Annotated in this window: 25 protein-coding genes; 20 read left to right on the plus strand and 5 right to left on the minus strand. The window is 69.6% G+C overall.

Annotated elements, in window-relative coordinates; translation table 11 throughout:
• The first annotated feature begins 240 nt into the window (after positions 1-240).
• Complete coding sequence (locus EV379_RS16570; RefSeq protein WP_165397394.1) at positions 241-1635, plus strand: HNH endonuclease signature motif containing protein; 1395 nt, start codon at positions 241-243, stop codon at positions 1633-1635.
• Positions 1636-1752: 117 nt separating this feature from the next.
• Here the strand turns inward: EV379_RS16570 and EV379_RS16575 are convergent, their stop codons facing one another.
• Positions 1753-2139 (minus strand): winged helix-turn-helix transcriptional regulator, encoded by a 387-nt coding sequence (locus EV379_RS16575; RefSeq protein WP_242616427.1) that lies wholly within the window; start codon positions 2137-2139, stop codon positions 1753-1755.
• A gap of 147 nt (positions 2140-2286) precedes the next feature.
• On the opposite strand from EV379_RS16575, the gene EV379_RS16580 reads away from it, so the two are divergent.
• The 7 genes from EV379_RS16580 (at position 2287) to EV379_RS16610 (ending at position 8129) form a co-directional block, all read left to right on the plus strand.
• Complete coding sequence (locus EV379_RS16580) at positions 2287-3321, plus strand: LLM class flavin-dependent oxidoreductase (RefSeq protein WP_130507105.1); 1035 nt, start codon at positions 2287-2289, stop codon at positions 3319-3321.
• Complete coding sequence (locus tag EV379_RS16585; protein ID WP_130507106.1) at positions 3318-3962, plus strand: NADPH-dependent F420 reductase; 645 nt, start codon at positions 3318-3320, stop codon at positions 3960-3962. Before EV379_RS16580 ends, EV379_RS16585 begins: the two co-directional genes overlap by 4 nt.
• Before the next feature lie 228 nt (positions 3963-4190).
• On the plus strand, positions 4191-5342 hold the full coding sequence (locus tag EV379_RS16590) for a Re/Si-specific NAD(P)(+) transhydrogenase subunit alpha (protein WP_130507107.1): 1152 nt from the start codon (positions 4191-4193) through the stop codon (positions 5340-5342).
• On the plus strand, positions 5342-5674 hold the full coding sequence (locus tag EV379_RS16595) for an NAD(P) transhydrogenase subunit alpha part 2 (protein WP_130507108.1): 333 nt from the start codon (positions 5342-5344) through the stop codon (positions 5672-5674). Before EV379_RS16590 ends, EV379_RS16595 begins: the two co-directional genes overlap by 1 nt.
• Entirely contained in the window at positions 5671-7044 is a 1374-nt protein-coding gene (locus EV379_RS16600; RefSeq protein ID WP_130507109.1) for an NAD(P)(+) transhydrogenase (Re/Si-specific) subunit beta, read from the plus strand. The genes EV379_RS16595 and EV379_RS16600 overlap by 4 nt, the downstream gene beginning before the upstream one ends.
• Before the next feature lie 93 nt (positions 7045-7137).
• Positions 7138-7788: a hypothetical protein gene (locus tag EV379_RS16605; protein ID WP_130507110.1), complete on the plus strand. Its 651-nt coding sequence runs from the start codon at positions 7138-7140 to the stop codon at positions 7786-7788.
• The gene (locus EV379_RS16610) at positions 7785-8129 is read left to right on the plus strand and encodes a hypothetical protein (protein ID WP_130507111.1); all 345 of its coding nucleotides are present in this window, start codon (positions 7785-7787) and stop codon (positions 8127-8129) included. The genes EV379_RS16605 and EV379_RS16610 overlap by 4 nt, the downstream gene beginning before the upstream one ends.
• Before the next feature lie 103 nt (positions 8130-8232).
• On the opposite strand, the gene purB is transcribed toward EV379_RS16610, so the two are convergent.
• Positions 8233-9621: an adenylosuccinate lyase gene (gene purB / locus EV379_RS16615; protein WP_130507112.1), complete on the minus strand. Its 1389-nt coding sequence runs from the start codon at positions 9619-9621 to the stop codon at positions 8233-8235.
• Positions 9618-10145 (minus strand): low molecular weight protein-tyrosine-phosphatase, encoded by a 528-nt coding sequence (locus EV379_RS16620; RefSeq protein WP_055841776.1) that lies wholly within the window; start codon positions 10143-10145, stop codon positions 9618-9620. Before EV379_RS16620 ends, purB begins: the two co-directional genes overlap by 4 nt.
• Positions 10146-10360: 215 nt before the next feature.
• Here EV379_RS16620 and EV379_RS16625 point away from each other — a divergent pair, with 215 nt between their 5' ends.
• Together EV379_RS16625 and EV379_RS16630 are read left to right on the plus strand one after the other, a co-directional pair.
• Positions 10361-10741: a hypothetical protein gene (locus EV379_RS16625; RefSeq protein WP_130507113.1), complete on the plus strand. Its 381-nt coding sequence runs from the start codon at positions 10361-10363 to the stop codon at positions 10739-10741.
• Positions 10738-12144, plus strand: a complete 1407-nt coding sequence (locus tag EV379_RS16630; RefSeq protein ID WP_130507114.1) for an alpha/beta fold hydrolase — start codon at positions 10738-10740, stop codon at positions 12142-12144. The genes EV379_RS16625 and EV379_RS16630 overlap by 4 nt, the downstream gene beginning before the upstream one ends.
• Positions 12145-12162: 18 nt before the next feature.
• Here the strand turns inward: EV379_RS16630 and EV379_RS16635 are convergent, their stop codons facing one another.
• The gene (locus EV379_RS16635; protein ID WP_130507115.1) at positions 12163-12570 is read right to left on the minus strand and encodes a phage holin family protein; all 408 of its coding nucleotides are present in this window, start codon (positions 12568-12570) and stop codon (positions 12163-12165) included.
• A 90-nt stretch (positions 12571-12660) separates the two neighbouring features.
• On the opposite strand from EV379_RS16635, the gene EV379_RS16640 reads away from it, so the two are divergent.
• From EV379_RS16640 to EV379_RS16670, 7 genes are all read left to right on the plus strand, one after another.
• Complete coding sequence (locus EV379_RS16640; protein ID WP_242616428.1) at positions 12661-13815, plus strand: histidinol-phosphate transaminase; 1155 nt, start codon at positions 12661-12663, stop codon at positions 13813-13815.
• A gap of 25 nt (positions 13816-13840) precedes the next feature.
• On the plus strand, positions 13841-14965 hold the full coding sequence (locus EV379_RS16645) for a thiamine pyrophosphate-dependent dehydrogenase E1 component subunit alpha (RefSeq protein ID WP_130507550.1): 1125 nt from the start codon (positions 13841-13843) through the stop codon (positions 14963-14965).
• Between the two features lie 11 nt (positions 14966-14976).
• Positions 14977-15987: an alpha-ketoacid dehydrogenase subunit beta gene (locus tag EV379_RS16650; RefSeq protein WP_130507551.1), complete on the plus strand. Its 1011-nt coding sequence runs from the start codon at positions 14977-14979 to the stop codon at positions 15985-15987.
• Positions 15988-16070: 83 nt separating this feature from the next.
• Positions 16071-17480 (plus strand): dihydrolipoamide acetyltransferase family protein, encoded by a 1410-nt coding sequence (locus tag EV379_RS16655; protein ID WP_130507117.1) that lies wholly within the window; start codon positions 16071-16073, stop codon positions 17478-17480.
• Between the two features lie 564 nt (positions 17481-18044).
• A complete protein-coding gene (locus EV379_RS16660; protein WP_242616504.1) occupies positions 18045-19370 on the plus strand; it encodes a quaternary amine ABC transporter ATP-binding protein in 1326 nt (441 codons plus the stop codon).
• Positions 19367-20296, plus strand: coding sequence for an ABC transporter permease (locus EV379_RS16665; RefSeq protein ID WP_130507118.1), 930 nt, complete (start codon positions 19367-19369; stop codon positions 20294-20296). Before EV379_RS16660 ends, EV379_RS16665 begins: the two co-directional genes overlap by 4 nt.
• A gap of 83 nt (positions 20297-20379) precedes the next feature.
• On the plus strand, positions 20380-21273 hold the full coding sequence (locus EV379_RS16670) for a glycine betaine ABC transporter substrate-binding protein (RefSeq protein ID WP_130507119.1): 894 nt from the start codon (positions 20380-20382) through the stop codon (positions 21271-21273).
• A 176-nt stretch (positions 21274-21449) separates the two neighbouring features.
• Here the strand turns inward: EV379_RS16670 and EV379_RS16675 are convergent, their stop codons facing one another.
• A complete protein-coding gene (locus tag EV379_RS16675; RefSeq protein WP_207226294.1) occupies positions 21450-21953 on the minus strand; it encodes a GNAT family N-acetyltransferase in 504 nt (167 codons plus the stop codon).
• Positions 21954-22065: 112 nt separating this feature from the next.
• Between EV379_RS16675 and EV379_RS16680 the strand changes: the two genes are divergently transcribed.
• From EV379_RS16680 to EV379_RS16690, 3 genes are read left to right on the plus strand one after another with little or no spacing between them, the layout of a single operon-like run.
• A complete protein-coding gene (locus tag EV379_RS16680; protein ID WP_130507121.1) occupies positions 22066-23070 on the plus strand; it encodes a metal ABC transporter solute-binding protein, Zn/Mn family in 1005 nt (334 codons plus the stop codon).
• On the plus strand, positions 23067-23882 hold the full coding sequence (locus EV379_RS16685; RefSeq protein WP_130507122.1) for a metal ABC transporter ATP-binding protein: 816 nt from the start codon (positions 23067-23069) through the stop codon (positions 23880-23882). The genes EV379_RS16680 and EV379_RS16685 overlap by 4 nt, the downstream gene beginning before the upstream one ends.
• Positions 23879-24766, plus strand: a complete 888-nt coding sequence (locus EV379_RS16690; protein WP_130507123.1) for a metal ABC transporter permease — start codon at positions 23879-23881, stop codon at positions 24764-24766. The genes EV379_RS16685 and EV379_RS16690 overlap by 4 nt, the downstream gene beginning before the upstream one ends.
• Positions 24767-24770: the final 4 nt, after the last annotated feature.

Raw genomic sequence — 24770 nt, forward strand, 5'->3', positions numbered from 1 at the left:
AGCGTCGGTGACCCGCTTGCGCGCAGTCCCTGCGCGCTCGCAATCGCACAGCTCTCGTTCACTTCTCGCGCGCATTTCAGTGGATTTTCGCGCCTCAGACGCGTGATTCCGCAGTTTCTGAGGTGTTCTCACAACGAGATGCATTGCGGAGCTCGGATCGCGCAGAAAGCCGTGTCAGGGCCTGATGAGAGGCTGTTTTCAACGAGGAAACCCCGCTCGATCAGCGAAGGTGGTGACGCGATGAATGAGGCACTGAAAGCACTCAATGACACCGTCGCCGAGCTGACGAGCGTCTGGGAGAGTGCCACGTGCACTCCCGCCGCCCACCTCGCGGCCGAGCACATGGGCCGACGGGTGGAGGCGGAGCTGGAGAGCATGCCGGATGACGGCCTCCTCGCCGCCGTCGAGAGGCTGCAGTGCGTGGCGCGCGCAGTCGACACGCTCCGGGTGCGGGCCGCGGCCGAATTCGGTCGCCGCTCTCGTCCCGAGCTCGGGCCGGACCGGCTCAGTGCGAAGCAGGGCGCCACCTCGACACCGGGCCTGCTGGCAGATGTGATGCGGGTGCCGATCGGTGAGGCGGCGAAACTGCAACGTCTGGGCGAACGCACCGCCACCGGCCTCAGCTTCACCGGCGCCGTCATCCAAGCCCCGTTCCCCGCCGTGGCGGCCGCACTGGCCGAACACCGCATCGGCACCGATGCGGCGGCCCTCATCGTGCGCATGCTCGAAGCGGTTGCACCCCGCGCAGACCACGAACACCTGCGGGTTGCTGAAGACTCCCTTGTCGCTGCCTCCGAGACGCTGACCGTAGCCGACATCGCCGCGCTGTGCCGGCTCTGGCGCGATCGCCTCGACCAAGACGGCGTGCGACCCCGCGAAGAGGAGCTGCGCCACCAACGGGCACTGACGAAGCGCATCACCGCGGACGGCATGATCGAATTGCACGCCAGCTGCGACCCGGAAAGCGGCGGTGTGCTCCTCACCGCGATCGACGCCATCGTCAGCGCCCAACTGCACGCGAACCGGGACAACCTCGACCCCGCACTCGTCGACGGTCGCGACATCGCCGCCATGCGGCTGGACGCCCTCGTTGACATTGCCCGGCACGGACTCGGGTGCGAGAGCGCCCTGCCCGCCTTGAGCAGCGCGACCCTGATGGTCACCATGACCCTGGCCGAACTCAGCAGCGGCATCGGCGCCGCCCGCATCGACGGCGTGGCCGAGTGCATCTCCGCCTCCAGCGCGCGACGGCTGGCCGCCAGTGCCGACCTCATCCCCGCCGTGCTCGGCGGCGAGGGCGAGGTGCTGGACTTGGGACTCACCCGGCGCCACTTCAACCGCGCCCAACGCCGAGCGCTCGCCCTCCGCGACGGTGGCTGCGCCTGGCCCGGCTGCCCACACCCGCCCAGCTTCACCCAGGCCCACCACATCCGCTGGTGGAAACGGGACACAGGGCCAACCGACCTGGGCAACGGGATCCTGCTCTGCAGCGGCCACCACCACCGAATACACCATGACGGCTGGCAGATCGAGATCAGACACAATGTGCCCTGGTTCATCCCGCCACCCAACGTAGACCCGGCACGAACTCCCCGCCGCGGAGGACGCATCCAGATCGAACCACTCGCGGCATAGCCAGGCAGTTCTCTACGCCGGTCGTTCATCGAAGGGGCCGGTGAAGGAGCTCGCGGATTCCTTCCGCAGGGCATACCCCGTTCTTCGAAGTGAACAGGGGATATCAGCCGAAGGACGTTAAGAGACCGCGGCCCCGAGCGCGTTCGCGCCGGCATCGGCATCGGTGCGCCATTTCGTGCCCCAGCGCACGAGCGGGTGTAGCACCGCGATGAGTTCGCGGCCGGCCGGGCTCAGGCGATAGCGCACCTGCACCGGCGTCGTCGGCGTCACCTCGCGGAGCATCAGCCCCTCCTGCTCGAGTTCCTTGAGTCGCACCGAGAGCATGCGGTCGGAAATGCCGTCAACGAGGGCGCGGTACTCGGAGAAGCGCTCGGCGCCACGGGCGCCGGCGAGCAGGATCGAGGCCGTCCACTTGCGCCCGGCGATCTCGGCGGCCATCTGGAAGCGGCGGCACTCGGCGTCGTCGATGTGCTCGCCGTAGAGGGAGGTCAGCTCGGTATCCACTTACTAATGATAAGTGACTTACCGGCCCTTCGCCAAAAGCGCGCCCGGTGCCCACGATAGGAGAACGAGAGCACGACTCCCAGACCCGCTCGCATCCGAGCCGGCGTCCTGATCTCAGTGAATGCACCCGCAATGGAAGGAGCACCGATGGAACTCGGCGTCTACAGCTTCGGCAGCCTCGCTCGCGACCCGCAGAGCGGCGAGCTTGTGAGCACGGCCCAGTCCACCCGCAATCTGCTCGAAGCGATTCGCGTGGCCGATGAGGTGGGCCTCGACTACTTCGGCATCGGTGAGCACCACACCCGCGAGATGCCGGCATCGGCAGCGGCCACGATTCTGGCGGCCGCCGCAACCGTCACCGAGAACATCACCCTGGCCAGTGCCGTCACCGTGCTCAGCACCGATGACCCGGTGCGCGTCTTCCAGCAGTTCGCGACCGTCGATGCACTGAGCAACGGCCGCGCGGAGATCACGGCGGGCCGTGGATCGTCGACCGAGTCGTTCCCGCTGTTCGGCTACAGCCTGAACGACTACGACACGCTGTACGCCGAGAAGCTCGAGCTGCTGCTCGCGATCAACGCCAGCGAGCGCGTCACCTGGAACGGCACGACCCGAGCAGCGCTGCACGACGCCGTCGTGGTTCCGCGACCGGATGCCGGCAGCCTGCCGATCTGGCTCGGCACGGGCGGCAACCCCTCCTCCTCTGTGCGCGCCGGCCTGCTCGGCCTGCCGATCGCCTACGGCATCATCGGCGGCGTCCCTGCCCGCTTCGCGCCGCTCACCGAGCTCTACCGCAACACGGCCAGGGCGAACGGGATGGCCGAGGCCGACATCAATGTGTCGGTCGGGAGCCCCGGCTACATCGGCGAGACCGGTGCCGCCGCCCGCGACGACTTCTGGCCGCACTGGCACAACACAATGGGCGTCATCGGATCGCAGCGAGGCTTCGCGGCGCCGTCGCGCCTCTCCTACGACCGCGACACGGCGGCCGGCGGCGCGCTCTTCGTCGGATCGCCCGAGGAGATCGCCGAGCGCATCGTGAGCCTGCACGGCAGCCTCGGCCACATGCGACACTTCCTCCAGATGGACTTCGGCGACATGCCGCAGCAGCAGCTGTTGCGCTCGATCGAGCTGCTCGGCACCACGGTCAAGCCCCTCGTCGACGCGGCGCTCCGCGCATGACGACGATCGGGATAATCGGCGCGGGCAAGGTCGGAACCGCCGTCGCCCAGCTCGCGCTCGCGGCCGGCGACGAGGTGCTCATCGCCGGCTCGCCGAACGCCCTGTTCCTCGAGCAGATCCTCGCGATGACGGCGCCGGGAGCCCGGGTCGCCAGCCTGGACGAACTCGCGGCCACCGCCGAGCTCACCGTGCTCGCCGTGCCGTTCGGCAAGATCGACACCGTTGACCTGGAACGATTCACCGGGGCGGTCGTCGTGGACGCAGCCAACCACTGGGAGCCCGTCGACGGAACGCCGAAGATCCTGATCGGGGCCGGGGCGCTCAGCACGAGCGAGGTCGTGCAGCGCCGGCATCCCGGTGTGCGCCTGGTCAAGTCGCTGAATCACCTCGGCTACCACGACATGGATACCGACGCCGCGCCGGTCGGCGCGCCCAGACGCCGTGCTGTCGCCGTGGCCGGCGATGACGCGGAGGCGAGCGGCCGCGTCGCGGCGTTCCTCGACCGCATCGGCTTCGACCCCGTGCACATCGGCACCCTGGCCGCCGGCGGTGTGCTGCAGCCGGGCGAGGAGCTCTTCGGGCGCTTCGTGCAGCGCGCGGAACTGCTCGCCGCCGCTGGGCTCGAGGGACTCGCCGCGTAGGCGCGGCCGGCGCACCGGCTCCCACGTGCGCACGCTCGGAGATTCTCGCCGAATCGCCCCGACATGCCTCCCGAGCGGAACTTGTCGGGAGAATCTCCGAGCCGCAGTTCCGCGTTCGCCGGGTGGACGTGGCGTACACTCCGGGTAACGAGCTGCAGCACCGGTGCTGGAGCGTGCGGCATCCGCCCCACGCCGGCGTCGACTGCACCCGTGAGACGGGAGTCGGCGGTGAGAGTCGGAGTGTCGCGCGAGCGCCGAGACGGGGAGCGGCGCGTCGCCGCCACACCCGACTCGGTGCGCCAACTGATCGGCCTCGGCCTCGAGGTGCTCATCGAGAGCGGAGCAGGAACGGCGGCCGGGCACAGCGACCAGGCATACGCGGATGCCGGAGCCGAGCTCGTCGCCGAACTCGAGCTTGACGCGCTGGACGTTTACGCACACGTGCGGCCGCTCAGCCCCGAGACCGCCGCCCGCCTGCGCCGCGGAGCAGTGACCGTCGGGCTCGCCTCGCCGGCGAGCGAGCTGCCAACCGTGCGCGCCCTCGCCGCGGCCGGCGTCACGGCCTTCGCGCTCGAGCTGGTCCCACGCATTTCCCGGGCGCAGTCGATGGACGCGCTCACCTCACAGGCGCTCATCGCCGGCTACCGGTCCGTGCTCGAGGCGGCGATGCGGCTGCCGCGATTCTTCCCTCTCTACATGACGGCGGCCGGCACGATTCCGCCTGCGAGCGTTCTCGTGCTCGGCGCGGGGGTGGCCGGCCTGCAGGCGATCGGCACCGCGAAGCGCCTCGGTGCCCGCGTGTCGGCCAATGACGTGCGTCCGGCATCGGCCGACGAGGTCGCCTCGATGGGCGCCACCTTCATCTCGCTCGACCTCGAGGCCGCAGAGGCGAGCGGCGGCTACGCCAAGGAGCTCGGCGACGATCGGGCGGCCATGCAACGCGCCCTGCTCGCGCCGCACGTTGCGGCATCCGATGTGCTCATCACCACGGCGGCGATCCCCGGTCGCCCGGCGCCGCTGCTCGTGACCAGCCAGATGGTGGCGGCGATGCGCCCCGGCTCCGTGGTCATCGACCTGGCCGCGGAGAGCGGCGGCAACGTCGAGGGCACGGTGGCAGGCAGCGACGTGCTCGTGCCGACGGCCGATGGGGCGGGGACGGTGACACTCGTCGGGCTGAAGGATGCCGCATCCGCCATGGCCTCCGATGCCTCACGGCTCTACGCCAAGAACGTCGCCAATCTGCTCGAGCTGATGACCGCCGACGGCGTCGTCGCCCCGGACTTCGCCGACGAGGTCGTCGCCGGCGCCTGCCTCACCGACGACGGGGTGGTGCGTCACGCGCCGACCGCCGCGGCAATCGAAGCGGAAGGAGCGGCCTGATGGACGGCATGGCCCTGTTGACGATCACGGTGTTGTCGGTGTTCGTCGGATTCGAGGTCGTCTCGAAGGTGTCGAGCACCCTGCACACGCCGCTCATGTCGGGGGCGAACGCGATCCACGGCATCATCCTGGTCGGGGCGATCATCGTCGCCGGCCAGGCGGACGACGCGTGGATTCTCGCGGTCGCCCTGCTCGCCGTCGTGCTCGCCACCGCCAACCTCGTCGGCGGCTTCGTCGTGACAGACCGGATGCTCGAGATGTTCCGCGGGCGCAAGGCGCCGGCGACGGCACCCGGTCAGAATCCGACGAGCGGGAAGGAGGGCGGCCGATGACGCTGCTCGACCCCACCTGGACAGCCCTGCTCTACCTGATCGCCGCCGTCTGCTTCATCCTCGCGCTGCGTGGGCTCGCCTCCCCGCGCAGCGCCCGCCGTGGCAACCTCATCGGTGCGGCCGGCGCGCTCATCGCGGTCATCACGGTGTTCCTCTCGACCCAGCTCGACAACATCCCCTGGATCCTCGCCGCCATGGCCATCGGGTCCCTCATCGCCGCCCCGGTCTCGCGCCGAGTCAAGATGACCCAGATGCCCCAGCTCGTCGCCGCCTTCAACGGTGTCGGCGGTGGGGCGGCCGCTCTCGTCGCGCTGCTCGAATTGCCGCACAACGAGGACCCCTGGGTGCGTCTGGCGATCGTCTTCACGCTCGTGGTCGGTGCGGTCTCCTTCGCGGGCTCCGCGATCACCTTCGCCAAGCTGCAGGAGTTGATGACGACGCGCCCCGTGCTCTTCCCGGGCCTGCCCGTGCTCATGGGCCTCGTGCTGGTGCTCGCCGTCGTCGGCTCGTGGGTGACCATCGCGACGGGGTCGATCGGCATCGCCGTGGCGCTGCTCGGCGTCGGGCTCGTCGCCGGTGTGCTGCTCGTCCTGCCGGTCGGCGGTGCCGATGTTCCCATCGTGATCTCGCTGTTGAATGCTTTCACCGGCCTCGCCGTCGCGGCATCCGGCCTCGTTCTCGGCAACGTGCTGCTCGTCGTGGCCGGCACGCTCGTCGGTGCCAGCGGAACGATCCTGACCAGGGCGATGGCTGCCGCGATGGGGCGCGGGGTGGCCGGCATCCTGTTCGGTGCGTTCCGCGGCGGTTCGACGGCCGGGTCGACGACGCAGAGCGAGCGGCCCGTGCGATCCTCCAGCGCCGAGGACGTCGCCGTGCTGCTCGGCTACGCGCAGCGGGTCATCGTCGTTCCCGGCTACGGGCTCGCCGTCGCCCAGGGCCAGCACACCCTCGTCGAGCTCGTCACGGCGCTCGAGGCGCGCGGCATCGAGGTCGTCTACGCCATCCACCCGGTCGCCGGCCGGATGCCCGGCCACATGAACGTGCTGCTCGCCGAGGCGAACGTGCCATACGAGTCGCTCAAGGAGATGGCCGATGTGAACCCCGAGTTCAAGTTGACGGATGTCGCGCTCGTCGTCGGCGCGAACGACGTCGTCAACCCGGCCGCCAAGACCTCGCCCGGCTCACCGATCTACGGCATGCCCATCCTCGCGGTCGAAGACGCGAGGCAGGTCGTGTTCCTGAAACGCTCGATGCGGCCCGGCTTCGCCGGCATCGAGAACGAGTTGCTCTACGAACCGCAGACGACTCTGCTCTTCGGTGACGCCAAGGACTCGCTCGGCAAGATCCTGGCCGCGGTGAAGGCGCTGTGATGCGCCGCCGCGCGCGTCGAAGTCGGATGGTCGGGGGCATTGTATGGCGACGTAGACTGGAGGCATCCCCCCAGCAATGAAAGAGGTCGCAGCGTGACTCAGACTCGGGTTGCCGCAGCGCATACCTCGACCGAATGGTTCGTGCCACTCGGCCGGGCGATCCTGCTGGCCGTACCGGCCATCGCGATCACCTTCTCCGAGGACCATGGCCCGCGTTTCGGCCTCATCGTCTTCGGCATCTGGGCGCTCGTCAGCGGCCTCGTCGTCGGCGCGCTGAGCCTGCGCCTGCTCGGCGACCGTCTCAGCCGTCGCCTCTTCGCCACGAACGGCGTCATCAGCGCCGCGGCCGGCCTCGTCGCGCTCGGCCTCGTCGGGGCGCTCGGACCCGATGACGGGCTCGGCACCTTCCTCTTCATCGTCACCGTCTGGGCCGCCTGCACCGGCGTGCTCGAGTTCTACGCCGGCTGGCGTACCCGCACGACCCAGGCGGCATCACGCGACTGGCGCATGGCAGGCGGCCTGACCGTCATCCTCGCCCTCGTCCTCATGATCCTGCCCCCGCACGCCGTCGTCTCCGTCGGCCTGCTCGGCGCCTACTTCGCAATCCTCGCCGTGTTCCTCGGCATCGCCGCCTTCTCACTCAAGTGGGACTCGGCCGCCGTTGCCCGCGCGGACGACGCGCCGGCATCCGCAACGCCGACCACTCCTGCACCCACCACTTCACCTGAATCGGATGCCTCGTGACCTCGAAGCCAGACCCCAAGAAGCCCCTCGAGCCGCTGGGCGCCGCCTACCAGCCGAGCAGGCGCGAGATCCTGCGCCCGGCCGAACTCGTCGGCGGAGCCGGCATCGGTGCGGTGTTCGTGGGCCTCGTCGTCCTGCTGACGACCCAGCAGCTCGTGCTCACGCTCGTCTCGACCGGCATCACGTTCATCGTCGTGCTGATGGTGCTCGCGCTCTTCGCCATGGGTTCCAAGCAGGACGCAGAGGAGACCGCCGACATCGAGCAGCAGGATGACGCTGCCGTCAAGAAGCAGGCCACGGCCGAACCGGAGTCGCCGGACGCGCCTGACACCACGCACTAAGCGCTCGCGCTGCTCCCGCTCGGGAGGAGATAGCGAGAGGGGGAGGACGGAATCACTGATTCCGTCCTCCCCCTCTGCTTAAGTCCTCCGGACGCCGAGCGCTCTAGGCGCGGGGCAGGCGGTCCACGAGCTCGTCGGCGAGGCCGGTGTAGCCGGCCGGGGTGAGCTCAAGCAGGCGCTGCTTGGCTGCGTCACCGATGTCGAGTGCGCCGACGAATGCGACGAGCTCGGCCTGGCCGATGCGCTTGCCGCGGGTCAGGTCCTTGAGCAGCGCGTACGGGTCCTCGATGTTCGAGCGACCGGCAGCCACCTCGGCGCGGATGACGGTTTGAATCGCTTCACCGAGGATCTCCCAGTTCGCGTCGAGGTCGGCCAACAGCACCTCGCGTGCAAGGTCGATCTCGCCGAGTCCGCGCTGGATGTTGTCGAGGGCGAGCATCGAGTGGCCGAAGCCGACGCCGATGTTGCGCTGCGCACTGGAGTCGGTGAGGTCGCGCTGCAGGCGGCTCGTGACGAGGGTCGCGGCGAGCGAGTCGAGCAGGGCGCTGGAGAGCTCGAGGTTGGCCTCGGCGTTCTCGAAACGGATCGGGTTGATCTTGTGCGGCATCGTCGATGAACCGGTTGCACCGGCCTGCGGGATCTGACGGAAGTAGCCCATCGAGATGTAGGTCCAGATGTCGGTGGCGAGGTTGTGCAGCACGCGGTTCGCGTGCGAGACACGGTTGTAGAGCTCGGCCTGCCAGTCGTGCGACTCGATCTGGGTGGTCAGCGGGTTCCACGTGAGCCCGAGGCCCTCGACGAACTCCTGCGAGATCGTTGGCCAGGCGGCATCCGGTGCCGCGACAACGTGCGCGGCGAAGGTGCCGGTGGCACCGGAGAACTTGCCGAGGTACTCGCTCGCGGAGACCTGAGCCTCGATGCGGCCGAGGCGGTAGACGAAGACGGCGAGCTCCTTGCCCATGGTCGACGGCGTGGCCGGCTGACCGTGGGTGTGGCAGAGCATCGCGGCGTCGCGGTGTGCCTCGGCGAGCTCGGCGAGCTTGGCGATGACGCCACGGAACTTGGGCAGCCACACGGTTTGCACGGCGTCGCGCACGGTGAGGGCGTAGCTCAGGTTGTTGATGTCCTCGCTGGTGCAGGCGAAGTGCGTGAGCTCGGCGATGGAGTCGAGACCGAGTGCGGCCAGGCGGCGGCGGACGAGGTACTCGACGGCCTTCACATCGTGGCGGGTCACGGCCTCGAGGGCGGCGAGCTCGTCGATCTCGGCCTGGCCGAAGTCGGTGACGAGGGCGCGGAGCGCGACCTTCTTCTCGTCGGAGAGCGGCGCGGAACCGAACATGGAGTGGTCGGTCAGGTAGATCAGCCACTCCACCTCGACCTGCACGCGCGCCCGGTTGAGCCCGGCCTCGGAGAGGAACTCTCCCAACTCGGTGACGGCGGCCTGGTAACGGCCGTCGAGCGGGCTGAGCGGCTGAGGGGGCAGGGGACTCATCGGACTCCTTGTCGGATTGCGGGGGCGATTTGCCGGAATAGTGCCTGCGAAGACCTCTCAATCATCGCAAGAACTGCGTCAAACATCGCATCGTCCGAATAGTAGGGGTCCGGAATATCGCGCAGATGCGCCTGTTCCGCGTCGAAACTGAGCATCATGCGCACCTTGTCGCGCTCGATCTCGTCGGTGGCCCACGCCCGCAGTATGCGCTCGTGGCTGCGGTCGAAGGCGACAATCAGGTCGAAGTCGCCGAACGAATCCGTCTCGAACTGGCGGGCCCTGTGCATGCTGCCGTCGTAGCCGCGCCTGGCGAGCGCATCGATCGTGCGCTGGTCGGCCCGCTCGCCCACGTGCCAGTCGCCGGTGCCAGAGGACGTCGTGACGATGTACCCGGCGAGACCGGCGCGCGCGACCTGCTCGCGCAGCACAACTTCGGCCATCGGTGAGCGGCAGATGTTGCCGGTGCACACGAAACTGATGCGGAAGGGCTGCGCGTCATCGCTCGGCGAATCAGCGCGCGTCATGCAGTCCATTCTGGGGCACAAATGGGCCGCGCGCAGTTCGAATTTGTGTTCGCATCCGGACGCAGCGCGCAGGGCGTGAATCGAGCTCGTCGCCGCCCGCGCGAGCCGCAGCCGCGCGGCCGGCCCACTTGCGCACAGCGAGGCCGGAGCGGCGGGTTCTCCACGGCTCCCTGACCGACATCTGCGCCCCCGCCGAACGCGCCGAGACTGGACGGATGAACGTGATCAGACCGGCAGGGGACGACGGGCCGGAGGCGGCATCACCGCTCGTGCTCGGCTGGCGGGTGGAGGCGGCCGACGGCCTCTGCGCGAGCACAGAGGCGCGCCTGGACGGCATTCGCGCGCTGCTCGCCGACATCGCCCCCGACGTCGCCGGCTGGCTCCCGGAGGCACCGGCGAGCTGGCGCTCGCGCGCATCCGCCGCGTACGCCGCGCGTCTGCAGACGCTGCACGCGCGTCTGGATGCCGCGCTCGGCGCGCTGCACGAGGCCGAGGCGGCCGCCTGGCGGGAGCTGGTCGCCGCACAGGAGGAGCGGGAGCGCCTCCGCTGGCTGCTGCAGAGCGCCGGGATCGGGCGAACCGGGCCGGCACCGTGACGGACACGCTGACGCTCGCCGGCGACGGCTCGACCACGGTCGCGACCGAGGAACTGCTCGTCGACGCGGCTCGCCTCGGGGCGACACAGGCCAAGGTCGAGGAGGTGCTCACGCGCATCCGACAGCTGCTGGCGCTGGATGCCGGCTGCCGGGCGGAGCCCGGCTCGGTCGAGTCGCTCGGCGAGGCGCTGCACCAGCTGCAAGCGTTCGGAGACGAGGTCGCTCGGGCGCGGGCCGGTCTGGTGCTGGCGGCGGAGTCGTACGGCCTCGCGGAACGCACCGTCACGGCGCTCTGGGGCGCCGGGGCGCACCTCGCTGCCTGGGCCGCCGGGCGGGCGCTTCCGTTCCTCGTCGTGCCAGCAGCCCTCTCGATGGTGCCGCTCGCGCTGCTCGGGCTGCTCGTGAGCGGCGCGCTCGGGGTCGCTCCCGCCCGGCTGCCCGCCCTGCTCGCCGCGTGGATCCACGCGAATCCGGGGTTGCTGAACAGCCCGGCCTTCGTGCGGCTGGTGCGCGGAACCGTCACCTCCGGCGACGAGTTCGCGGCCGGACTGCTGCGAGTCCCGGCCGCCGTGGCGCTGCCTGCCGGTCGTTCCGTCGGCGCGGAACAGGGGGCGGCGGCGATCGCCGCGCTGGCCGTGCTCGCCGCGGCCGCTGGGAACACGGCACTCCGCGAGACACCGCAACGGGTGCACAGTGCGGCGGAGCCCCGCCCCGTTCGCCCACCGCGCGGGGTCGGCGAGCTGGCGGCGCGAGTGCCGTCATCCGCGCCCGGATCGCCGCAGATCAGGCTCGAACGCTACGGCGGCGCTGCCGGGCCGCGCTGGGTGGTGTACCTGGCCGGCACGGCCGATTTCGGCCCGACTCCGACACGGGAGCCGTTCGACCTCACCGCGAATGTGCTGGCCACCGCCGACGGGCAAGCCGCGAGCGAGCGGGCCGTGCGGGACGCGCTGACCGCGGCCGGGGCCGATCCCCACGATCCCCTGCTCGTGGTCGGCCACTCCCAGGGCGGCCTCGTCGCCGGCCGCCTCGCCGAGGCGGGCGACCTCACCGTCACGGCCTACGTGAATCTCGGCGGCCCGCTCGGCGCCGTCAGTGCCGACGGCGTGCCCGGTCTCTCGATCGAGCACAGCGAGGACATCGTGCCGGCGCTCGGAGGTGCGGCGGCAGCCCCGGCCGAGCTCCTCACGGTGAACCGGCCGGTGCTCGACGGGGCGGATGCCACAGCACCACTGTTCGCGGCGCACGAGCTCGAGCGATACCGGGAGACGGCCCGGCTGATCGACGGCTCGGAGGAGGCCAGGCTGGTGGAGTTTGAGCGCATCGTGCGCGACTTCGCCGGCTCGGCCCCCGGAACGGAGACCCTCTGGCGGTCCGAGCGACTCCCCCGGCCAGGCGGCTAGCCGCGCCGCCGGCGACCGCTAGCGGACGTCGGTGCCCGGCTTGCGCATCAGCGGCCGCAGGATCAGGTTGAGCAGACCGGAGAGGATGCTGAGCACGAGGGCACCGAGCACGCCCCACCAGAAGTCCTCCACGACGAGACCGAAGCCGAAGAGCGAGGTGATCCAGGCGGCGAGCATGAGCAGGAGCGCGTTCACGACGAGCGAGAGCAGCCCGAGCGTCAGGATGTACAGCGGGAAGGCGACGACCCGCACGACGGTGCCGATGAAGGTGTTGACGAGGCCGAAGACCAGGGCGACCAGCAGGTAGGTGAGCACGGTGGCGAGCTGCGTGTCGTCGTACGGGAGCACGCTCACGCCAGCCACGATCAGCGTGGTGAGCCAGAGTGCGACGGCGTTGACGATCAGACGGAGGAGGAAGGTACCCATGGCACCACTATTCCACCTCCCCGTTCGCCGGAGCGGAGATATCTCGTACTCATGCCTCTCGCGGCATACCCGGCCAATAGACTCGGCAGGGTGACTGAGACGACCCCCAGCGCCACCGATCCGCGCGCAGCGCTTCGCCTGCGCCCCGAGATTGCGGCCCTTCCCGCCTACAGGCAGGGAAAGGCGGCCGCGGCCGATGCCTTCAAACTCTCGAGCAACGAGAACCCGTTCGACCCGCTTCCCGGCGTCGTCGATGCCGTCGCGGCCGCGACGCAGTTCAATCGCTATCCGGATGCCACGGCTCTGGCGCTCCGCACCGAGCTCGCCGCCAGGCACGGCGTCAGCCCGGATGAGGTGCACATCGGTTCCGGCTCGGTCGCGCTGCTCGCCCAGCTGGTGCTCGCGACATCCGGTCCAGGGACCGAGGTCGTCTACTCGTGGCGCTCCTTCGAGGCGTACCCCAGCCTCGTCACCGTGTCCGGTGCCGCCAGCGTGCGGGTGCCGAACACGCCGGAGCACGGCCACGACCTCCCAGCCATCGCGGCCGCGATCGGCGACGCCACGAGCCTCGTGATCATCTGCAGCCCGAACAACCCAACCGGAACCGTCGTCGGTGCCGACGAGTTCGAGGCCTTCATGGCCACGGTGCCCTCCGAGGTCATCGTCGTGCTCGACGAGGCCTACGCCGAGTTCGTCTCCGCCGGATCCGCCGCGGAGCCCGCCGCCGTCAACGGGCTCCCCCGCGGTGCCGCCCCGCTCACCGCGCGCCACCCGAACCTCGTCATCCTGCGCACCTTCTCCAAGGCCTACGGCCTCGCCGGCCTGCGTGTCGGCTTCGCGATCGGTGCCGAGGCGATCCTCGATGCCGCCCGCTCCACGGCGATCCCGCTCTCCGTCACCGCTCAGGGCGAGACCGCGGCCCTGGCCTCGCTCGCAGCCGAGAAGCAGCTGCTCGAGCGGGTGCGCACGATCGCCGCGCGGCGTGATGCACTCCACGATGCGCTCACCGCTCAGGGCTGGGCGCTCCCCCGTTCCTTCGCGAACTTCCTCTGGCTGCCGCTCGGCGACGACACCGCCGCAGTGGCCGAGCGGCTGAACGCCGCCGGTCTCGTGGTGCGCGCCTTCGCCCCCGAGGGCATCCGCATCTCCATCGGCGAAGAGGAATCGGTGCCGCGGCTCCTCTCTGCGTTGCAGCAGATTATCGACGAACTCGCACCGGGCCACCCGGTCAGGCGGCTAGCGTAGGACGGTGGCAGAACCAATGAGCAGCATGTCAGACCAGCAGAGCGTGCCCCGCGTGCAGATGCTCACCGCCGACGGTGAATTCGCGCCGAACGAGGCAGCCGCCGAGTTCCTGCCCTATTTCGAGCGCCTCGGCGACAGCGATTTCCGGCAGTTCTACCGCGACATGGTGATCGTGCGCCGATTCGATCGGGATGCCGCCAATCTGCAGCGGCAGGGCCAGCTCGCCCTGTGGGTGCCGAGCCACGGCCAGGAGGCCGCCCAGGTCGGCTCCGGTCGCGCGGCCCGCGCGCAGGACCACATCTTCCCGAGCTACCGCGAGCACGTCGTCGGCATGATCCGCGGACTCGACCCCGTCAACATCCTCCGCGTGCTCAAGGGCGTGACGATGGGCGGCTGGGATCCGGCCGAGAACGGCAACTTCCACCTGTACAGCTTCGTGCTGGCGTCGCAGAGCCTGCACGCAACCGGCTACGCGATGGGCATGCAGTTCGACGGCACGACCGCGACGGGCAATCCGGAGACCGATGAGGCCGTCATGGTCTACTACGGCGACGGTGCATCCTCGCAGGGCGACGTCAACGAGGCGCTCGTGTTCGCCTCGAGCTACCAGACCCCGCAGGTCTTCTTCCTGCAGAACAACGGCTGGGCCATCTCGGTGCCGGTCGAACGGCAGTCGCGCGTTCCGCTGGCCCTCCGCGGCCCCGGATTCGGCATGCCGGGCACCCAGATCGACGGCAACGACGTCTTCGCCAGCTACGCCGTCACCGCCAAGCACCTCGACGACGCCCGTGCCGGCCACGGTCCGGCCCTCATCGAGGCCATCACGTACCGCGTCGGCGCGCACACCACCGCCGACGATCCGACCAAGTACCGCCGCGACGCCGAGACGGCCGACTGGCTCCCGCGTGACCCGATCACGCGGCTGCGCACCTTCCTCGAGGCCCGCGGCACCGAGCAGTCCTTCTTCGATGACACGGATGCCGAGGCGGCCGATTTCGCCAACGATGCGCGTCGGCGCGCCCTCGAGATCGAGGCGCCGGGCGACGAGGTGATCTTCGACAACGTCTACGCGGAGCCGCATCCGCTGGTCACAGAGCAGAAAGCGTGGCTCGAATCCTTCGAGGCCTCGTTTGAGGACGGTTCGGCATGAGCACAACGACAATGACCCAGACGGCAGCCGCCGAGAGCACCGCCACCCTGCCGCTCGGCAAGGCCATCACCGCCGGCCTCCGGGCCGCGATGACGGCGAACGACAAGGTGCTGATGATGGGCGAGGACATCGGCCCGCTCGGCGGTGTCTTCCGGGTGACGGAGGGCCTGCACGCCGAATTCGGTGACAAGCGGGTGCTCGACACCCCGCTGGCCGAATCCGGCATCATCGGAACCGCGATCGGCCTGGCCATGCGCGGCTACCGCCCGGTCTGCGAGATCCAGTTCGACGGCTTCATCTTCCCCGGCTTCGACCAGATCACCACGCAGCTCGCGCGCATGCGCAACCGGCACGAGGGCCGACTCAGCATGCCCGTCGTCATCCGCGTGCCGTACGGCGGACACATCGGCTCGATCGAGCACCACCAGGAGAGCCCGGAGGCGTACTTCGCGCACACACCCGGTCTCCGCGTGGTGAGCCCGTCGAACCCGAACGACGCCTACTGGATGATCCAGCAGGCCATCGCATCCGAGGACCCGGTGCTGTTCTTCGAACCGAAGAGCCGCTACTGGCCCAAGGGTGTCGTGGAGCTCGGCGCCGCGCCGGAGCAGGTGCTGCCGCTGCACGCAAGCCGTGTCGTGCGCCAGGGCACGGACGTCACCGTGGTCGGCCACGGCGCCATGGTCAGTGTGCTGCTCGAAGCCGCGGAGCTCGCGGCCGAGGAGGGCACCAGCATCGAGGTGATCGACCTGCGATCGATCTCGCCGATCGACTACGGGCCCATCCTCGAGTCCGTCGCCAAGACGACCCGCCTCGTCGTCGCGCAGGAGGCCTCCGGCTTCGTCAGCGTGGGATCGGAGATCGCTGCGACGGTCATGGAGCGGGCGTTCTACCTGCTCGAGGCCCCCGTGCTGCGCGTCTCCGGGTTCGACATGCCGTTCCCGCCCGCCGCCGTCGAGACGCACTTCCTGCCGAGCGCCGACCGGGTGCTCGAGGCCGTCGACCGCGCGCTGGCGTACTAGCGGCGAGCTCCCGGCATTCTCCTCGGCATTCTCTTCTCGGCTCCGGCCGAATACCCTTTGTTCATCTGCACGGAAGGCACCCCATGAGTGAACACACCTTCAACCTCCCCGACGTCGGCGAAGGTCTCACCGAGGCCGAGATCGTGCAGTGGAAGGTCGCCGTCGGCGACACCGTTGCCGTCAACGACGTGCTCGTCGAGATCGAGACGGCCAAGTCGCTGGTCGAGCTGCCCTCGCCGTTCGCGGGCGTCGTCGGCGCCATCCTCGTCGACGAGGGAACCACCGTCGACGTCGGCACGGCCATCATCACCGTCGGCTCGGGTGCTGCCGCCGTTCCGGCCGCGCAGCCCAGCGATGCCGCTGCCGCGGTTGCGGCGGATGCCGCGGCCACCGTCTCCGTCGAGGCCGACGACAAGCCGGGCGCCGTGCTCGTCGGTCACGGCAGCTCGGCCACCGGCGGCAGCCGTCGCCGTCGGGCCCGCTCGCACGCGGCCGCCCACGAGACCCTGGCGACTCCGCACGTGCACGCCGCCGCGCCCGTCGTGGCGGCCCCGGTCGCCGAGAGCGCGCCTGCCGGCGCCGTGGCTGCCGGCTCGACCGCCGCCCGTGTGCCGGCGCCCGCGGCATCCGCCGGCCCGGTGATCGCCAAGCCGCCCGTGCGCAAGCTCGCCAAGGACCTCAGCGTCGACCTGGCCGATGTGACACCGACCGGCCCGATCGGCGACGTCACGCGCGACGACGTGATCCGTGCGGCGTCGCAGGTGAGCGTCTTCCGCAACATCGAGACGCCGGAGTGGCCGGAAGACCGCGAAGACCGCATCCCGGTCAAGGGCGTGCGGAAGGCGATCGCGAACGCGATGGTGTCGAGCGCGTTCTCCGCCCCGCACGTGAGCCTCTTCGTCGACGTCGACGCCACCCGCACCATGGAGTTCGTCAAGCGCCTGAAGAGCTCGACCGACTTCGCGGGCGTCAAGGTGTCGCCGCTGCTGATCATGGCGAAGGCCATGATCTGGGCCGTGCGCCGCAACCCGACGGTGAACGCGGCGTGGACCGACGAGGAGATCGTCGTCAAGCACTACGTGAACCTCGGCATCGCCGCGGCCACCCCACGCGGGCTGATCGTGCCGAACGTCAAGGAATCGCAGTCGATGAGCCTGCTGCAGCTGGCCGGCGCGCTCGAGCAGCTCACCATCACGGCGCGCGACGGCAAGACCAGCCCGGCCGAGATGTCCGGAGGCACGATCACGATCACGAACATCGGCGTCTTCGGCATGGATACAGGCACCCCGATCCTGAACCCGGGCGAGGTGGCGATCGTGGCGCTCGGCACCATCAAGCAGAAGCCGTGGGTCGTCGACGGCGAGGTGCGGGCCCGCTACGTCACGACGATCGGCGCGAGCTTCGACCACCGTGTCGTCGACGGCGACGTCGCGAGCCGATTCCTGGCCGATGTGGCCTCGATCATCGAGGAACCGGCGCTGCTGCTCGACTGACGCAACGCTCAGGTGGTTTCGACAAGCTCAACCAGCGGGTATCCGCTGACTGAGCTTGTCGAAACCCTGCGACTCTGGGGGCGCAATGTCGAGAGAATCCTCCGGAAAGCAGCGCCCTCAGGTAACAAACGGATAACGGTGCCCTCGCGGCGCGTGGCCAGCAACGGCGGCGATCCGCCTCGGAGAATCGGAGTTATCCACAGGCCAATCGCACTTCTCGATTAGTCCTCTCCTGGCTGGCTTGATAGCGTCGTTGAGGCCGAAGTTGGCCACAATCCAGTCCGCGGTCGGCGCGGTTCCTGCCTGGGCAGGAGCGCAGCCGGGCGTATGGTCGGATGATGCCGGTGGCGGCCCCGAGGCCCCGCCAGCGAGCAGCGCGATTCGCCGCAGACATCCAGTCTGCCGCTTGAGACCGCGCGCTCCGCATGCGTCTCCGACCCGGCCGCAAGAAGCGAAAGCACACGCCTGAACAGCGGTATTTGGCGTGCGCCCGGAGTGCAACACGTGTCAGACAGAATTGGCCATCCGACCCCCCAGCAGGTCCTCCCATCGGTTCCGGTGCAGATCCCGGCCCCCGCAGTCGGCGTCGCCGTCCGAGCAGAGGGTCTCTACAAGGCCTTCGGGCGGAAGCCGCTCGACACCGTGCAGCGGCTCCGCGCCGGGGCCGACCGTTCCGCCCTGCCGGCCGAGCAGACAGCCGCCGTGATCGACGCCTCCTTCGAGGTGAAGCGGGGAGAGATCTTCGTGGTGATGGGGCTATCCGGTTCGGGCAAGTCCACGCTCATCCGCATGCTGAACGGCCTGCTCGAGCCCACAAGCGGCACCGTCGAGGTGGCCGGAACCGTGATCACCGGCCTGCCGCCGAAGAAGCTCAGGGAGGTGCGTCGAGAGAACGTCTCGATGGTCTTCCAGCATTTCGCGCTGCTGCCGCACCGGAGCGTGATCGACAACGTCGCGTACGGGCTGGAGGTGCAGGGTGTTCCGCTCGAGGAACGTCGGGCCCGTGCGAACACCATCATCGGCATCGTCGGCCTGGACGGGTGGCAGGACAAGCTCCCGGGCCAGCTCTCCGGCGGCATGCAGCAGCGCGTCGGCCTTGCCCGTGCGCTGGCGGCCGACACCGACATCCTGCTCATGGACGAGGCCTTCTCAGCGCTCGATCCGCTGATCCGCCGCGAGATGCAGGAGCAGCTCGTCGAGCTGCAGGCGGAGCTCGGCAAGACGATCATCTTCATCACCCACGACCTCAACGAGGCGATGTTCCTCGGCGACCGCATCGCCGTGATGCGTGACGGCAGGATCGTGCAGATCGGCACGCCGGAGGAGATCCTCACCGACCCGGCCAACGACTACGTCGCCCAGTTCGTGCAGGACGTCGACCGCGCCCGCGTGCTCACCGCCGCCAGCGTGATGGAGCCGGCCCGGGCCATCGTCTCGCTCTCCGCCGGCCCCCGCGCGGCGCTCCGCACCATGCGCGATCTGCAGACCTCCGCGGCCTACGTCGTCGGAAACGGGCGCATTCTGCTCGGCGTCGTGCGCGACCGCGACGTGATCAGGCAGGTCAAGAATCGCGAGACCGACCTCTCTCTCGTCGTGCGCCACGACCTCTCCGCAGTGAATGCCGACAGCAACCTCAGCGAACTCGTCGAGGCCTCAGTCGAGAGCGCGCTGCCGCTCGCGGTGATCGACGAGCGCACGCGGCTGCTCGGCGTCATCCCGCGCGTCACCCTGCTGGCCGCACTCGGCAATGTGCCGGCCAACACCAGCGAGATCCCGGTGATGATCGACCCGCCAGCCACGATTCCCGTCGACGTCGTCACCGAGACGCTGCTCGCGACGGGCGGCCCGCTCGAGACGGCGGATGCCGAGCTTGAGGGGAGCGTGCGATGAACGCGTCCGTGCTGCATGCCGCCCCGCCGACCGGCCCGGTGATCCCGCTCGGCCAGTGGGTCGAGTCGTTCATCGAGTTTCTGACGAGTAGCCTCGGCTGGTTCTTCGACGGGCTCCGCGCGGCATTCGGCGGGCTCTACGAGCTCGTTGACCTGCTGCTCTCCTCGCCGCCGTTCTGGGTGATCGTCGCCGTGATCGCGCTGCTCGGGCTCGTGCTGCGCGGCTGGCTCTTCGCGGTCGGCTCCGCGCTCGGGCTGTTGTTGATAGTGCTGCTCGGCCAGTGGGGCAACGCCATGGATACCCTCGCCCTCGTGCTGGTGGCCAGCGCCATCGCCATCCTGGTGAGCGTGCCACTCGGCATCCTCGCGGCTCGGTCGAGCGTGGCATCCGCCATCATCAGGCCGATCCTCGACTTCATGCAGACGATGCCGGCCTTCGTCTACCTGATCCCTGCCCTGATCCTGTTCCGCGTCGGCATCGTGCCCGGCATTGTCGCCACGATCGTGTTCGCGATGGCCCCTGGCGTGCGCATGACCGAACTCGGCATCCGCGGGGTCGACAAGGAGGTCGTCGAGGCGGCCAACGCCTTCGGCTCCTCCCCCGGCCGCATCCTGCGCCAGATCCAGCTGCCGCTCGCGATGCCGACGATCCTCGCCGGCGTCAACCAGGTGATCATGCTCTCGCTCTCGATGGTCGTGATCGCCGGAATGGTCGGTGCAGGTGGCCTCGGCGGTGAGGTCGTGAAGAGCCTCGGGCGCATCGACGTCGCGCTCGGCTTCGAGGCCGGCCTCTCCGTCGTGATCCTCGCGATCATCCTCGACCGGATGACGGCGGCCATCGGCTCGCCGCGTCGGCCCATCCTGCGCCGTCGCCAGGATGCGGCAGAACCGGCGCTCGAGCGCGCCGCGGAGCCCGTCCCCGCCTGAGCCAAGCAGACCCAGCACCACCTCCCTCCCGTACCAATCCCCGTCTGCGTCATCCGTGGCCAGGCGGAACGAAAGGAACACCCATGAAAAAGCGCTCCGCGCTCGCACTGACCGCCGTCGGTGCCGCAACCCTGCTCGCCTTCACCGGCTGTGCCGCCCCGGAATCCGAGGTGCTCGACAACGGCGACAAGCAAGACCTGACGATTGCCGTGTTCAACGGCTGGGACGAGGGCGTCGCCGCCTCAGAGCTCTGGAAGGCGATCCTCGACGAGAAGGGCTACAACGTCACCCTCGAGTACGCCGATGTCGCCCCGGTCTACTCGGGCCTGACCACTGACGACTACGACGTGGTGCTCGACACCTGGCTGCCCATCACGCACGCCAGCTACATCGAGAAGTACGGCGACGACCTCGTCGACCTCGGCGCCTGGAACACCGAGGCCGCGCTCACCATCGCCGTGAACGCGGACGCCCCGATCGACTCGCTCGACGAGCTCGCCGCCAACGCCGGACTGTTCGGCAACCGCCTGGTCGGCATCGAACCGGGAGCCGGGCTCACCGAGGTCACGACGGACGCGGTCATCCCTGGCTACAAGCTCGAGGGCATGGACTACCTCACGAGCTCGACCCCGGCCATGCTCAGCGAGCTCAAGGCGGCGACGGATGCCGGCGAGAACATCGCCGTGACGCTGTGGCAGCCGCACTGGGCCTACGACGCCTTCCCCGTGAAGGACCTCAAGGACCCGAAGGGTCTGCTCGGCGAGGCGGAGGGCGTGCACTCCTTCGGCGGCAAGAGCTTCGAGAGCAACTTCCCGACGCTCTCCGGTTGGCTGAAGGACTTCACCCTGGACTCGAAGCAGCTCGCCTCGCTGGAGAACGCGATGTTCAACTCCAACGGCTCGAGCAGCGACTACGCGCCGGCGGTCGAGCAATGGATCGCCGAGAACCAGGACTACGTGGACTCGCTGACCCCGTAACGAGAGCGCTCAGACGCGACGATGGCCCGCACGGAACCGTGCGGGCCATCGTCGTACCGGAAGCACGCAGCGTCGCGGACACTCGCGCGGCTTCGTGGAAACTCACGCTGGCTCGAGGGAGCGACCGAGGAACGAGGCCGCCCCCGAAGCCGAGTGCGCGGCATGAGCGCCGGGCGTCAGGCCGGCTCTGAGGCGCTGAGAGCGATCTCGAACAGCACGGTCTCGCCGTCGCGGGACACCTCGCTCATGCCGGCCTTCAGCAGGACCCGCTGGGCCGAGACGTTGTCCGGGGTGGTGTCGGCGCGGGCGAGCTTGGCGCCGTTCTGGGCCGCGATGGCGAGGGCGCCGAGCACAGCCTCGGTCGCGAACCCCTGGCCGCGCACACCGGGAACGAGTCCGAAACCGAACTCGACAACGCCGTCGGCGGAAGGCGCGCCGAAGAAGCCGATGCCTCCGATGGCCGCACCGTCATCGATGCGGCGCACGATGTACGGACCGAAGGGGGCCGGGTCGCCCTGCTCCTCGACGATGCTGAGGAACATGCGCACGACGTCCAACTCGTCGGCGAAGGGGTAGCCGCCCTCCCAGCGATACTCGTCGCCCGGCGTCCCTGCCAGCACGCGCTCCGCCTCCTCGACACTGAAGGGGTGCAGCACGAGACGTTCGGTGAGAGTATCCACGCCCCCCACTCTGCCATGCCGCACCGGCAGCGATGTCCCCACTCTGAGGGCCAAAGCGCCGCCCGCCAATTGGTTTTGACAATCATTATCAATAAGGCGTAGCGTTGCAGGCATGAACAGTCGACGCCGTGTGCCGAAGCCCCTCGCGATCACGGCCGGTGTCGTCGCCGCAACCCTGGGTCTGGCCGGGTGCGCCAGCGCCTCCGGCGCGGAGCAGGCGGGCGCGGGCGACCAACTGAGCATCGTGGCCGCGACGAGCGTCTACGGGCAGATCGCCGGCGAGATCGCCGGGGACGCGGCATCCGTGACGAGCATCATCGACAGCTCGGTGAACGACCCGCACTCCTACGAGGCCTCGGCCCGTGACCGGCTCGCTGTCAGCCGCGCCGACGTGGTGATCATGAACGGCGGCGGCTACGACGCCTTCATGGGGCCACTGCTCGCGGATGCCGAGAGCCAGGAGCGCACCGTGCTCGACGTCTCCGAGATCTCCGGCCTGCTGCCGGCCGACGAGCACGACCACGCGGACGATGAGCACGCGGACGAGCATTCCGATGAGCACGCCGCGGAGTCCGACGGCCACGACCACATCGAGGGCTTCAACGAGCACCTCTGGTATGACTTCGACACCATGCGCCACCTGGCGGAGGCCATCGAGGCCGAGCTCACCGAGCGCTCCCCCGGGCACGCGGCGGAGTTCTCGGCCAACGCCGCCGCCTTCGACGCCGAGCTCGGCGCGCTCGAAGCCCGCACGGGCGCCATCGCCGATGCCTTCGCCGAGACCCCCGTCGCGATCACCGAGCCGGTTCCGCTCTACCTGCTCGAGGCCGCCGGCCTGCACAACGAGACTCCGGCCGCCTTCAGCGAGGCGATCGAGGAGGGCGACGACGTCGCCCCGCGCGCGCTGCAGGAGATGCTCGCGATCATCGAGACGCCGGTCGCGCTCCTGGCCTACAACGCCCAGACGGCGAGCCCGCAGACCGAGCTCGTGCGCGAGGCCGCGCTCGCGGCATCCGTGCCCGTCGTCGACTTCGCCGAGACGCTGCCGGACGGCAGCAGCTACATTTCATGGATGGACGACAACGTCAGTGCCCTCGAAGCGGCACTCGCCGCATGAGCCCGACCCTGCAGCCCCCGGTACTCAGCCTCGAGTCCGCCGCGCTCGGCTTCGGCGCGCGCACCCTCTGGGACGGCCTCAGTCTCGACATCGCGCCCGGCGAGTTCGTGGCCGTGCTCGGCCCGAACGGCTCGGGGAAGACGAGCATGCTGAAGACCGTGCTCGGCCAGCAGAAGCTCGATTCTGGCAGCATCAGCTTCGCCGGCGGGCCCGTGCAGCGCGGCGATCGGCGCATCGGCTACATCCCGCAACAGAAGCTGATCGGGCCGGGCACTCCCCTGCGCGGGCGCGACCTCGTGACCCTGGGCGTCAACGGGCACCGCTTCGGCCTGCCATTCACTCGCCGGTCCGAACGTGAGCGCGTCGACGCCCTGATCGAGGACGTCGGCGCCACCGGGTACGCCGACTCCCCCGTCGGCAACCTCAGCGGCGGCGAGCAGCAGCGACTCCGCGTCGGGCAGGCGCTCGCCGGCGACCCGCTGCTGCTGCTCTGCGACGAGCCGCTGCTCAGCCTGGACCTGCAGCACCAGCGCGGCGTCAGCGAGCTGATCGACCGCCGCCGCGAGCGCGACACCGCCGTGCTCTTCGTCACGCACGACGTGAACCCGATTCTCGGCATGGTCGACCGCATCCTCTACCTCGCCGGGGGCCGCTTCCGCATCGGCAGCCCGGACGAGGTGCTGCAATCCGACGTGCTCAGCGAGCTCTACGGCACCCCGGTCGAGTGCATCCGCAGCGGCGGGCGCGTGATCGTCGTCGGTGTTCCGGATGCCGAGACCCACCACCACGCAGCGAGCGAGCTGCCGGCATGAACGCCATCGATCCCGGCGACATCCTCGGGCAGATGTTCGACTTCAGCGACTACGGGGCGCTGCTCGCCCTCGTCTCCAACTCCATCATCGCCGCGGCGGTGCTCGGCATCGTCGGGGGCCTCGTCGGCGTCTTCGTGATGCAGCGCGACATGGCCTTCGCCGTGCACGGCATCAGCGAGCTGAGCTTCGCCGGCGCCGCAGCAGCCCTGCTGTTCGGCGTGAACGTCGTGGTCGGCTCGGTGTTCGGTGCGCTGATCGCCGCGCTCGTGATCGGTGTGCTCGGCGCCAAGGCGCGGGACCGCAACTCGATCGTCGGCGTGCTGATGCCGTTCGGCCTCGGTCTCGGCATCCTGTTCCTTGCGCTCTACCCGGGCCGCAGCGCGAACAAGTTCAGCCTGCTCACCGGCCAGATCGTCTCGGTCGACGACCCGCAGCTCGGCTGGTTGATCGGGATGAGCCTCGTCGTTCTGATCGGCATGCTGCTGATCTGGCGCCCGCTCAGCTTCGACAGCCTCGACGCCGACGTGGCCGCCGCCCGCGGCGTTCCCACCCGCTTCCTCTCTTTCGCCTTCATGCTCCTGCTCGGCCTGATCGTGGCGGTCTCCGTGCAGATCATCGGTGCCCTCCTCGTGCTCGCCCTGCTCGTGACGCCGGCGGCAGCCGCGATGCGGGTGAGCGCGTCGCCGCTGCTCGTGCCGGTGCTCAGCGTGCTGTTCGGGCTCGTCTCGGCGGTCGGCGGCATCCTGCTCGCCATCGGCGGCTCGCTGCCGATCAGCCCGTACATCACGACGATCTCCTTCGCGATCTACGTGGTGTGCCGGGTGATCGCCTGGCGCCGGACCCGTCGGCGCACCACGCTGCCTGCGCTCGCGGTCGGCGTGTGAAACG

The organism is Microterricola gilva (genome assembly GCF_004217495.1).
Taxonomy (GTDB): Bacteria; Actinomycetota; Actinomycetes; order Actinomycetales; family Microbacteriaceae; genus Microterricola; species Microterricola gilva.